The following is an 11,807-nucleotide window of genomic DNA, read 5'->3' on the forward strand; positions in this document are numbered from 1 at the left end:
GGCGGTGGTGAGTGGATCACCACCGCCGACGATGAGGGGCCCTGCCGCGTCACTGTCCGTGCTGACGAACTCGTTTCACGTCCGCTGTGTTCGTCGACCGCAGGTGGGGGAGTCACCCTTCCCTGGGTGGCTCCCCCCACGTCATGGCTGCTCAGTGGTGGTGCGGTTCAGCCACCGATGACGACACCCGCGAAGTAGCTGTTAGCGGCTGTCTTGCATGCTGCGCGGTCGGCGGGGGTGTGGCGGAGGGGCCAGCCCGGGTCGTCGCAGACCATGTTGAGGTCCTGGAGAAAGATCTGGTCGATGCGCTGCTTTCCGGTCGGGCTGTTGCGGAATGCGTCCTCGCCGAACAGGTCCCTGTAATTGCGGTACCCGAAGTCGTGCCGGACACAGGCGAGGGTGAAGTCATAGCTGCCGTAGGCGTTCGGGGCCGGGGCGTTGCATATGTTGGTCGTCCACCTGAACTCGTAAGGGTCGGGCTTGCCCGTGCGGTGCGCGCCGAGTGCCTCGTACCACGCGTTCCTGGCTTCATCGCCGAATTGGATGAGGCTGTTCAGACGGTCGATCTTCTCCTCGCGGGTTGCCGAGGCGGCTGGCCCCCGCAGGTCGAGCCACTGGTCGTTGGTTCCGTTGCCGTCGTACTTCTGGACGGAGCGCCGGTCGGGGGCAAGCCGGTAGAGGTAGTCGCCGCTGGTGGCGAAGGCAGCGGCGGGACCGCTGACGCGGTCCCACTGGTTCGGCTTACCGCCGTACTTGTAGAGGTCGTGGGTGTCCCGGTTGATGGCGTAGAGGGTGTTGCTGCTGAAGATGTGCTCGGCACGTTCGCCAACGGGCATCCACTCACCGCTCTTCGGGTCGCGCTCACGGACAGCGCCGTCGGGGCTCAGCCCGTAGAGGTTCTCGTCGGTCACGGCGAACGTGGTGCCGGGGCCGCCGGCCTTGGTCCACTCCTTGCCGCTGTACTCGTAGAGGTCGCCGGTGTCCCGGTCGGTGGCGTACAGGGCCTTGGGACGGGAGACGAGGTCCATGAGGGAGTTGGTCTTCTTGGAGGGGCCGGTGTAGAGGTCCTTGTCCGGGCCGGGGCGGTCGATCTTGTTCCAGATGTCTCCCTTGCCGGTGTACTCCCAGACTTCGTTGCCGTCGGGGCTGATGCCGTACAGCTTGTCGTCGGCGGCGGCGAAGGTGAGGCCGGGGTTGCCGATGCGGTTCCATTGGTCGCCGTTGTACTTCCAGATGCTGCGGGTGGCCACATCGGTCGCGTAGACGGTGTCACCGCCTGCGTAGAGCTTGGTGGTGCCTCCGAACACCCTCTTCCAGCCGTCCTGGTGGGGGGACCATTCGTAGACGCCCCGGTGGTCGGCGGACAGGCCGTAGACGCCCTTACTCGTTGCGACGATCTGTTCCAGCTCGACCGTCGCCGCCGAGGCGTCCCCGCCCGGCTGGTTCGAGGGGGCGGCGTTCGCGGCGACGCCCAGGGCCAGGACTCCGACGGCCAGCAGGCACACCATGCGGAACGCGCCATGGAATCGGCGCCACAGCATGGCAACCCGCCGGGGTTCCTGTGGGTCGGGCATGGGCTCGATGGGGTTCATCTGTGTTCCTTTCCGGGAGGTTTCATGCGAGAGCTGAAAGGCGGCAGGTCAGGGAGCAAGCGGGCCGCCGATGCGGACCCAGGCGCTGGGTGTGCCGGTGTAGGCGTAGACCCCGCTGTGGTCGGGGCTGGCTCCGTAGAGCCGGTCGCGGGTGCTGGCGAAGTCGGCCCCCGGCCCGCCGATACGGGTCCATGTCTTGCAGGCGCGGTTGTACTGGTGGATGTCGCCACTACGGGGATTGGTGGCGTACAGGGTGCTGCCGCTGGTGTAGAGGTGGCTGGCGGGACCGCCGACCTTCGTCCACCTGCTGCCCTTGCCGGTGTACTCATAGACGGCGGAGCGGTCGGGGCTGATCCCATACAAGCGCTTTGCCGTGGTGGCGAACTCCGCACCGGGCCCGCCGATGCGGGTCCACTTCTTACGGGCGCGGTTGTACTGGTGGATATCGCCACTACGGGGATTGGTGGCGTACAGGGTGCTGCCGCTGGTGTAGAGGTGGCTGGCGGGACCGCCGACCCTGCTCCACTTGCCGGCCTTGCCGGTGTACTCGTAGACGGCGGAGCGGTCGGGGCTGATCCCGTACAGGCGCCCGTTCGTGGCGGCGAACTCCGCTCCGGGCCCGCCGATGCGGGTCCACTTCTTACGGGCGCGGTTGTACTGGTGGATATCGCCGCGGGCACTGGTGGCGTAGAGGGTGCTGCGGCTGGTGTAGATGCGGCCGGTGCGGCCGCGGACCTTCACCCACCTGTCGCCCTTGCCGGTGTACTCGTAGACGGCGGAGCGGTCGGGGGAGATGGCGTACAGCCGGCTGGCGGTGGCGGCGAAGCTCGTTCCGGGCCCGCTGGCCGAGGACTTGGCGAGGGGTACCGAGGTCGGCGTCGGTGCCGCAGGGACAGCAGGGGACGACGGAGCGGCACGCTTGCTGGGCGTCGGGGCAGGAGCTGGTGTGACACGCCGAGCCGGTGTAGCGGACCGAGCCGGTGTGGTGGACCGAGCCGGTGTGGTGGACCGAGCCGGTGTGGTGGAGGCCGGCGGGGCGACCAGCTTCTTGTACCGCAGCGGGACATACACCGTGCGGGGGTGGCCGGCGATGCGGCTGTCGTGGATGTTGGCGCTCTCCTTGCGGGCAGGCCGGCCGGTGCGGCTCTCGCTGTAGTAGACGAAGTCGCCCTTGGCCCGGTCGGTCCAGCCACCGAACAGCAGGGCGTGGCCCGCCAGGTAGTCGAGGGCGTCACCGGCCTCCAGCCGGGAGAAACCGGGGAGCCTGTCCGCGACGCTGGGCAGCGACTGGGTGGTGAGGCTGTCCTTGAGCTGCCAGGCCATGGAGACGAACCCGGAGCAGTCCTGCCGGTAGTGCCCGCCGGTCGCGTCGTCCTTCCACCCGTGCGACTGGCTGTAGGGGACGGCCTCCTTGACCCAGTGCTGGGCGCGGGCGATGACCTGCTCACGGGTGACCGGGCCGCCCGGGGCGGCGTTCTGGCCGAGTGTCCCGGTCGTGGAGGGGTATTGGTTGTGGGGCTTGCTGTCGGCCTGGGAGGGCACGACGGCCAGGCCGACAGCTATGGCCAGCCCCGCCGCTGCTGCGAGGCGCCTGGGCCGGCGGGCGAACGCTCGGTACACGGTGGTCCCTTCGCTGTGGTGACTCCGCTGGCCAGTTGGCTGAAGCGGTGGAACACCACGCTGGAACCTGCTCTGATTATTCGTCGGGGCGTAGCGGGATCAGCCCAGGTCAGCGGGATGGGGGACACCGGATAACCGCGAACCTGTGCGAACTTCCGCGAACATGCCGCACATCGAAGGGGGAGTTATGGGTAGATCAGGGCGCCGTCCTGGGCCGTTAAAGGGCCGCACTGCGGAGGCGAACGCCCTCGCGCAGTTCCTGCGGGACCTGACCGCGCACGACACGGTGAGCCAGCTGGAGGAGCGCTACGAGCTGAGCAGGAGCGTGTGGAGCGAGTACCGATCCGGATTGAAGATCATTCCGCTGCCCCGCCTGAACCGGATCATCGAGGACCGCTTTCCCCGCGACGCCCGCACCAGAGGCGCCAGGCTCCAGGAGGCACGCCGCCTCCACGCCGCTGCCATGGCAGCATCCTCTCCCCCGCGCACCGCACCCGCGCCGGACCCCACACCTGCGCCGCCCCCGGCTCCAGGCGGCCCCGTGCCCGGCCCTGACCAGGCTCCGGCTCTGGAGTCGATTGTCCGCGACGACACGGCCGGGGTGTCCGCGGACAACCCGCCGGCCTCGGAGGATGCCGCACCGAAGCACCCGAGCGAGGCCGCGCAGACCGCCCCGGAGAAACCGCTGGCGGCCTCGTCGGATCCAAGTTCCCGCAGCGACGCGGCGCGAGGAGACCAATCGACCGGCCATGTCCCGCGCGCGGCCCGGCTGAGGCGCTGGAGAACCCCCGCGCAGTGGGCGGCACTCGCGGCCCTGGTCGCCGTCCTCATCATCGCCAACCAGTTACAGAGCTCGAACGACCAGCCCAGCACCACATCCCCCCTGAACGTTCCCGAGCAAGGTATGCAGAGCACGACGCCTGCAGGGCCGACCACGTCCCCCACCGGTCCGATGGCTCCGCCGAAAGACCGGCCGACACCCCCGCCGTCATCCGCCCCGGCATCGCCGACGCCAAAGGAATCCCGGCCCCGAGCCGGTAAAGCCGGCATCGTGGTCGCAACCTCCAGCCGCCTCTACCGCATCACCGCCGACGCACGGGTCGAGGAGTACACCGGCAAGGCCGGTGCTTGGACCGTCATTCGCAAACGAACCGAACGGATCTTCACCAGCCCTACGACGCTCTACGCCACCGACGGCAAGACCGGCAACATCGAGGAGTACGACCGCTCGAAGAAGACGTGGACGGAAATCGGAGGCCCCGGCAGCCACTTCGCCGCAACCGCCACCCACCTCTACGGCATCGGCACCCTGGGCACGATGGAATACAGCGGCACACCGCATGTCTGGCACAAGGTGCGCGGCGCGACCGAACGGATCTTCACCAGCCCTACGACGCTCTACGCCACCGACGGCAAGACCGGCAACATCGAGGAGTACGACCGCTCGAAGAAGACGTGGACGGAAATCGGAGGCCCCGGCGCCCACTTCGCCGCTACCGCCACCCACCTCTACGGCATCGGCCCCGACCGCCAGGGCACCTTCGAGTACAGCGGCACACCGGGCGTCTGGCACCAGGTGCGCGGCGCGACCGACCAGATCTTCACCAGCCCCACCACGCTCTACGCCACCGACACCACCAGTGGGAAGCTCCAGGAGTACGACCGGTCCAAGAAAGCCTGGACCGTCATCGGTGATCCCGTCAGCTCCTTCGTCGCGACAAAGGACCACCTCTACAGCGTCAGCGCGGACCTCTCCAGCGTCGACGAATACTCCAGCACGCCAAGAGCCTGGTCCCCCATCGGCAGCCCCTGACCAGGCGTGCGTCTTGAAGCTCTTGAGCAGGCGCTTCCTGATGCAGCCCGCCGTCGACATCACCTGCAGCACAACCGGACCCCACGTTCCTGCGGGGCGACATACAGCTGCAGGTGAGGCCAGGCTGAGGGGCCGGTGTCCGCTGCGGAGCTGGTTCAGTTCTCTGGCTCTGGGGGGTACTGGGCGGCCCATGCATCCAGCAGCCGCAGATACGGTTGGCGGCGCGGCGGTCGCGGCTCGGACCGGCCGCTCTCCCAGTTTTTCACGGTCTGCGTGGTCGTCTGCAGGACTTGGGCCAGGCGCGCTTGCGTGACGTCGGCCGCCTCGCGCAACCGGGTCCGCTCGGCGGGGGGCGGCAGTTGCGGATCACCTTCCAGCAGCGCATCCACCGCCGCGAACAGTTCTTCCTCACTCGGCATACTTCACCTCCACCTCGGACAATATCATGGATTTATCCTTGGATTTGCGGTATTCTTATCCTTGGTTTTAGAGTCAAGGGTGAGTGATCACAAGACGGGGAGGCTTCGGTGCTGCGAGAGACAGACGCCAGCTCAGTCGCGCTGTCCGAACAGGAGAGGCACGACGTGCTGCACCAGGTGATCCTCCCGACGTGGACGAAGAGTGCCGTACGGCAGGACCGGCCGACCGTAGTGGTCGTCGGCGGGCAACCTGGCGCGGGGAAAACTGCGGTCGCCGACATAGTGCAGGCGGCGCTGAACAGGCGTGGCGGCGCCGTACGGATCGGCAGCGACCTGTACAAGGCCGCACACCGCCGCTACGCCGAGCTGCTGGCCGCCGATGTCCGTACGGCCGGTGTGAAGGTCCGGCCCGATACGCGCGGCTGGCAGGCCGCTGTGGAGGAATACGTCCGCGCCCGGCGTTTGGATGCGGTGGTCGAGTCGGCCCTGGCCGATCCCGACGAGTTCCGGGCCTCTTCTGCCGCATACCGGCGCTCCGGTACCCGCCTTGAGGTGGTGGCGCTGGCGACAGCGGAGGCCCTGAGTCAGTTGGGGGTCCTGGACCGCTTCCTGTCCGAGGCGATCGACGGCGGCGGCCGGTATGTGTCGTGGGAGAACCACGACGCCTGTGCGAAGGGGATGCTGCGGACGCTGGCGGTCATCGAGGCTGAGCAGCTGGCCGACCGGATCACCGTCGTACGGCGCGACGGCACGGTGCTGTACGACAACGAGCTCGTGGACGGGGCGTGGCGGCGGCGAACAGCGGCGGACCGGGCGGTCACCTACGAGCGGTCGCGGCCATGGACGGCCCGGGAGACGGCCGTCTTCCGGCGTCAGCTCGCCTCGGCCGACCAGCGTCTGCACCGTGATGTGCGCTGTGAGGACCGGCGCCTGGCCGTCCAGCGGGACGCTGAGCGCGCCGCCGCCCTGGCGGAGCCGGTCCGCCGCATCGCCCAGCCGCGACGGCAGGCACCGGGCGTGGACTATCACCGGCTCTCCGCCGGGGAACACCGTTGGATCTTTGACGAGCTGATCGCGCCCTCGTACCTGAGCGGCATCATCGCCCGGGATGATCCGCGAGCGGTGTACGTGCTGGGTCAGCCCGGCGTGGGAAAGACGGTGGCCGCGCGGATGGTCAAGCGGGCCATGCGGCCGGGCACCACGAAGCTGGTGGGCGACGACTTCAAGGTCTCGCATCCGGACTACTACCAGCTGCTGAAGGACGATCCCCGCAACGCGGGCGCAGCAATCCGGGCGGACTACCGGGCCTGGTTCACCGAGGCCGAGGCGTATGTACGTGCCCGGCGCGGCGACGTGCTGATCGAGGCCGCGCCGGGCAGCCGGGAGGAGTTCCTGGCCAGCGCGGTGCCGTTCGCGACCGCCGCGTACCCGGTGGAACTGGTGGTGCTGGCCGTGCGGGCGGCCGACAGCCGCCTGGCGACCGCGCTGCGGTACGCCCGCGCTCTGCAGATCGGCGCCACCGGCCGGTTCACTTCCCGGACCGGGCACGACACCTGCTTCCGCGCTCTGGCCGACATCATGGAACTCGCCCAGACCCATCCGGCGATCGCGGCCGTGACCGTGATCCGCCGCGACGGTCAGGCCCTGCTCCGCCAGGAGCGGCCAGCCGTCGACCGGCGCATCTCCTGGGCACTCGCGGCAGAACAGCACCGCCCCTACACCGAGCAGGAAGCGGCCCAGTTCCTCGCGCTCCACCAGGCGCTGCGCAAGGCACTGCCCCGGCACCACCGCGAGCTGGACCAGATCGCCGACATGGCGCGCCCGTTGATGCCCGCACGGATGCAGCCGCTGTGGATCGACCGGCCGCAGCCGACCAGGCCGCTTCTCCCCCAGCGTGTCCAGAGCTACCGGCCGTTGAGTTCCTTCAGCCGGGCGGCGTAGTCGGCGGCGATCCGGGCCGCCTCCTCAGGGCTGGCCGTCTCTGCCCTGGCCTGATCTGCCAGGGCCTCCTGCCGGACGGCTTGGAGTTCCTGGAGGCGGTCCTCATCCGGCACCGGGGCCCGGTGCTCACGGGCGATCTGGGCTGAGCACCAGGCTACGACCTCCCGCACGGCGTCCAACGCCTGCTGCTCATCGCCTCCGTGGCCATCGAGCGCGGAGAAGTCGGGGGAATCTGCGTCAGGCACGAAGGGGCCGCCTTGCTGTCGGTATCTGGTAAGCCGGGTCATTGTCCGGCCAGCAGAAACCGCCCGGCAAGGCGGTCCGCCACCGCCTGCGCTGGCGAGTTCCGCCGTGGACACAGGGGGTACTCGAGGCGGACGCTACATTCCAGAGGGCATCGCCAGTTAGGTTGATGCCAGTTGATCATTTCTGGGGGGATCCGTGGCCGGCCGGGATCTGAGGACGCTGTTCAGCACGAACGACCGGAGCCTGGACACCTCCGAAGCGTTCACCAACCGTCAGGCACAGTGGAACCTGGTCGCGGCCATGCTGACCGCCCACCTGCGGGCCACCGCCGATCCGGGCTTCACCGCGGACGACTTCGAAGCCCCCCGCGACAACGTCCTCGTCTTCCACGGGGTCGGCGGCATCGGGAAATCCACCTTCTCCCGCAAGCTCGAAGCCGCCCTCACCGCCACCGAGCACCGGCCCGCCCAGTGGGGCACGCCCACCTGGACCAGCGCACGGCTGCTGCCGGTGCGTATCGACCTCGCCCGGTCGGCCGGCACCGACTTCGAGCAGGTCATCCTCACCCTCCGCCTCGCTCTCGCCGAGCTCGGCCGGCCGCTGCCCGCGTTCGATGTGGCCCTGCGCCGCTACTGGGAGCACAACCACCCCGGCGAACCGCTCGAGGAGTACCTGCGCCGCGGCGCCCTGGCCCGGTTCGGCAAGGCCATGCCGCAGCAGATGCAGTCCGCCCTGTCCGACGTCGCCCAGGCGCTGCTGATGCCCGGCAGCGTCGGATCGGCGATCGGGCAGGTGACCGGCTCGCTGGTCCAAGCGCTGCGCGAGCGCCGGCAGACCGTCCGCGCGCTCGCCGGGTGCGCCCGGCTGGCAGACCTGCTGGAGGCCGACCCCGACATTGACGCGCTGTCCTTCTACTCGCACCTGCTGGCGTGGGAGATCGCCCAGCTCCCGGCGGACAAACGCCCCACGCTGGTGGTCTTGCTCGACACCTTCGAGGACATCGGGGACCGCACGCACCGCGACTTCGAGCGCCTGCTGCAGCGCGTGGTGTGGCTCATGCCGAACGCGGTCTTCATCATCACCGGCCGCTCCCGGCTGCAGTGGGCCGACCCAGGCCTGCAAGGGCAACTCGACTTCACCGGGCCCACAGCCTGGCCGGGCCTGGCCGCCGGCCCGATCCCGCCCGCCCGCACCGCCGCCCCAGACCCAGTCGGCAGTGGGCGGCGGCAGATCCTGATCGGAGCCTTCTCCGCCGAGGACTGCGACGACTACCTGGCCCGCCGCCTGACCCGCGACGGCAAGCCACTCATCCCTGCGGCTATCCGCCAGGTCATCACCGACCACTCCCATGGCCTGCCCCTCTATCTCGACCTGGCCGTCATGCGGTACCTGGAGATCCGCCGCTCCGGGCAGACCCCGGCGCCCGGCGACTTCGACCACGACTTCCCCGTTCTGATCGCCCGCACCATGGCCGACCTCACCCCGGACGAACGGCACGTCCTGCGCTCGGTCGCCCTGCTGGACGCCTTCGACCTGAACCTGGCCGCCCAAGCCGCCGGCCTGACCCACGAAGCACCCGCCAGGCGGCTGGTCGAACGCCCCTTCATCCAAGAAGACCCCTTCGGCCTGTGGCCCTACCACCTCCACGCGCTGATCCGCTCCACCCTCCGTACCGCCGACGACCACACCGACGACCGCTGGTCACCACGCGACTGGGCCCAAGCCGCCGAGCGGGCCTTCACCGCGCTGGGCGAGCAATGGACCACCAGCCCCGCCCAGAACCGCCTGCTGCTCATCGGCTGCCTCCGCCAAGGCCTGCGCCTGGCCCGCGAAGCCCGCCTCGACCTGGGCTGGCTCGCCGACGCGGCCTGGTCCTACATCAGCGACTCCATCTGGGAACCGCTCGCCCCTCCCACCGACGACCAGGACGAGACCGCGCTGCAGACACCCGCGGACGCCCTAGTGGAAACCCTCAGCACCCTCGCCCGCCGACAGCACGAGCACCGCGAGCGCACCGCCGCCCGGCTCACCGCCGTCATCGATACCGGCCTGCTGCCCGCCGATCTGCAGCAGATGGCCGTCTACTACCTGGCCAAAGCCCAGCGCGACCTCGGTCACAGCGAAGACTCCCGCCGCGGGATGCAGCTGGTCGCTGACGGCGGAGGCCGCCTCGCCCCCGCCGCCCGCCGCGGCCTGGCCCACCTCGCCCGACTCGCCGGAGACTTCCCCACCGCCCTGGCAACTGCCCGCACGCTCGGCTGGGCCGGCCGCCACCACCGCGTCGAAGGTGACGTGTGGTGGATTCAGGGCGAGATAGACCGCGCCGCCGCCGCATATCACTCCGCCCGTACCGAGGCCGAACAGCACGGCGTCGCCGGCGAATGTGCCACCTCCCAGGCCCAACGCGCCTTCACCCTGGCCTTCACCGATCCCGACCAAGCCGAAGACGAACTCGAACTCGCCCAGCAGCTGCTCACCGGGCTCACCCTGCGCGCCACCACCCTGACCACCCACATCGCCGACCTCATCCGCGCCGCAGGAACCCCCGGCCCCAGGGTCGCAGACCGCGCCAGTGTCCTTCTCGCCGACATCACCACCGCCGGCGTCACCGCCGCCCACACCACTCTCGAACTCGCACTCAGCTTCCATCATGCCGTCCGCGACGACGAGGCCGCAGTACGGGCCACAGTCTCCCGGCTGCGCGACCTCACCCAAGACGGCGACTACACCTACTACCTCGACATCGCCCACTTCATGGCCGGCCTTCCCCTCCCCACCGACCATGCCCCACAGACACGGTGGATCGACGGCGCCGAGCCCACCCGCCAGCGGTGGCGCGACCTGGTCACCGCCCGGCGTGATCACCTCCGCACCGTGACGTGAGCGGACCCCCGCGCAGAAGCGGCCAAGCTCTCCACCGGTGGGCTCCAGCCGGAGCTGTGGGATCCGTCCAACGCACCGGGCCAGTTGCGCCGGCTCCGGACGCTTTCCGATTTTCAGAGCACGGTGCCGTGCAGGGCACGCGGTCGCCGGTGAGAGCGTAGCGGCGGGCGGCCAGGCCGTGGTCGAGATCTTCGCCGATCGCGTCGCACAGCGGGGCGAGGGCACCGGCAGCGTCGGCGTCGGAGAGGTAGGCGGGGGCGACTTCGAGCATCAGCGCGCCGATCGCGTTCGCGTCGGCGGCGATCTGGTCGACGGCCTCACGCAGGGAGGCGAGGGCGGGATCCGTCGGCGGCGCGTCGAGGGCGGACGGTGCGGTGCGCACGTCACGGATGGCCTGCTGGACGATCGCGCGCACGGCGGACGGTTCCCATGCCCGGGCGTCGCCGTGCGCAAGTGCGGTGAGGCGGCGGGTGAGATCAGGCGACGTCGCCGGTGCGGCCGGAGACGGCCAGGAGAGCGTGCTGGGACAGCCCGTAGTCGAGCGCGGCCGCGATGCTCTGCGTGATACCGACATCCTCGAGGAGGCGCATCACTTCCTCGCCCTGGCGGGCGGCGGGGATACGGCGCGGGCCATCGCTGCTATACCCGAGGGCGCCTGGACACCGATCCGCTACCCGAGGGCGATCATCGATCCTGACACCGGCGAGGCGCTACCACCCGCTCCTCACCGACAGCCCCTTCGAAACCCTCCAGGCCGAGCGGCAGCACCGTCATCACGCGGTGATCGAGCAGGTCATCGCCGACGGCAAGGCCGGCCCTCTGGCCCACCTGCCTTCGGGGAAGTTCAACGCGAACGCGGCATGGCTGATCCTGTGGGCGATGTCCCACAACCTGCTGCGGGCCGCCGGAGCTCTGACCTCGGTCTTCCACGCCAAAGCCACCACCACAACCCTCCGCACCCACCTCGTCCACGTCCCCGCCCGCCTGGCCCGGCACGCCAGACGCCTCACGCTCCACCTGCCCCGACGATGGCCCTGGCACGACGCGTGGACGCAGCTGTTCGACACCCTCCACCGCCCACCCGACGCTGCCTGACCCCCGCCATCCACCCGCCCAACCGGGCACGACCAGAGCCACTGTGGAAAAGCTGTGCAACCAGCGGATAACCCCTGCCCGCACCCAGCCAACGCCCCGCGAACCACCCCGCAAAACCTCAGAAGATCACTTCATACCGCCACCGGTGGATCGAGGCTTAAGTAGCCACCAGACGGTGAAGGATCTGGGATGCTCTCC

9 protein-coding genes are annotated in these 11,807 nt (G+C 69.6%); 4 read left to right on the plus strand and 5 right to left on the minus strand.

The genetic code is table 11. The features are described from left to right. Positions 1-167: 167 nt before the first annotated feature. Positions 168-1,592: a phospholipase A2 gene (locus tag ACWDSL_RS06305; RefSeq protein ID WP_450482245.1), complete on the minus strand. Its 1,425-nt coding sequence runs from the start codon at positions 1,590-1,592 to the stop codon at positions 168-170. 48 nt (positions 1,593-1,640) lie between these two features. After that, a complete protein-coding gene (locus tag ACWDSL_RS06310) occupies positions 1,641-3,212 on the minus strand; it encodes a hypothetical protein (protein ID WP_450482247.1) in 1,572 nt (523 codons plus the stop codon). A 1,051-nt stretch (positions 3,213-4,263) separates the two neighbouring features. On the opposite strand from ACWDSL_RS06310, the gene ACWDSL_RS06315 reads away from it, so the two are divergent. Continuing rightward, positions 4,264-5,025 carry a hypothetical protein gene (locus ACWDSL_RS06315; protein ID WP_450482249.1) on the plus strand — a complete coding sequence of 254 codons (762 nt, stop codon included), beginning with the start codon at positions 4,264-4,266 and terminating at the stop codon, positions 5,023-5,025. A gap of 155 nt (positions 5,026-5,180) precedes the next feature. Here ACWDSL_RS06315 and ACWDSL_RS06320 read toward each other — a convergent pair whose 3' ends face one another. Next, the gene (locus tag ACWDSL_RS06320) at positions 5,181-5,444 is read right to left on the minus strand and encodes a helix-turn-helix domain-containing protein (protein ID WP_450482251.1); all 264 of its coding nucleotides are present in this window, start codon (positions 5,442-5,444) and stop codon (positions 5,181-5,183) included. Between the two features lie 108 nt (positions 5,445-5,552). Between ACWDSL_RS06320 and ACWDSL_RS06325 the strand changes: the two genes are divergently transcribed. Then, a complete protein-coding gene (locus ACWDSL_RS06325; RefSeq protein ID WP_450482253.1) occupies positions 5,553-7,385 on the plus strand; it encodes a zeta toxin family protein in 1,833 nt (610 codons plus the stop codon). Here the strand turns inward: ACWDSL_RS06325 and ACWDSL_RS06330 are convergent. Beyond that, on the minus strand, positions 7,349-7,630 hold the full coding sequence (locus tag ACWDSL_RS06330; RefSeq protein WP_450482255.1) for a hypothetical protein: 282 nt from the start codon (positions 7,628-7,630) through the stop codon (positions 7,349-7,351). The two genes, ACWDSL_RS06325 and ACWDSL_RS06330, sit on opposite strands and share 37 nt — an antisense overlap. 196 nt (positions 7,631-7,826) lie before the next feature. Here ACWDSL_RS06330 and ACWDSL_RS06335 point away from each other — a divergent pair, with 196 nt between their 5' ends. Beyond that, entirely contained in the window at positions 7,827-10,514 is a 2,688-nt protein-coding gene (locus ACWDSL_RS06335; protein ID WP_450482257.1) for an ATP/GTP-binding protein, read from the plus strand. Here ACWDSL_RS06335 and ACWDSL_RS06340 read toward each other — a convergent pair. Continuing rightward, a complete protein-coding gene (locus ACWDSL_RS06340) occupies positions 10,477-10,929 on the minus strand; it encodes a hypothetical protein (RefSeq protein WP_450482259.1) in 453 nt (150 codons plus the stop codon). The genes ACWDSL_RS06335 and ACWDSL_RS06340 overlap by 38 nt on opposite strands. Before the next feature lie 137 nt (positions 10,930-11,066). On the opposite strand from ACWDSL_RS06340, the gene ACWDSL_RS06345 reads away from it, so the two are divergent. Then, positions 11,067-11,609 carry a transposase gene (locus ACWDSL_RS06345; RefSeq protein ID WP_450482261.1) on the plus strand — a complete coding sequence of 181 codons (543 nt, stop codon included), beginning with the start codon at positions 11,067-11,069 and terminating at the stop codon, positions 11,607-11,609. The last annotated feature ends 198 nt before the right edge of the window (positions 11,610-11,807 follow it).

It is taken from the genome of Streptomyces sp. NPDC000941, from assembly GCF_053599555.1.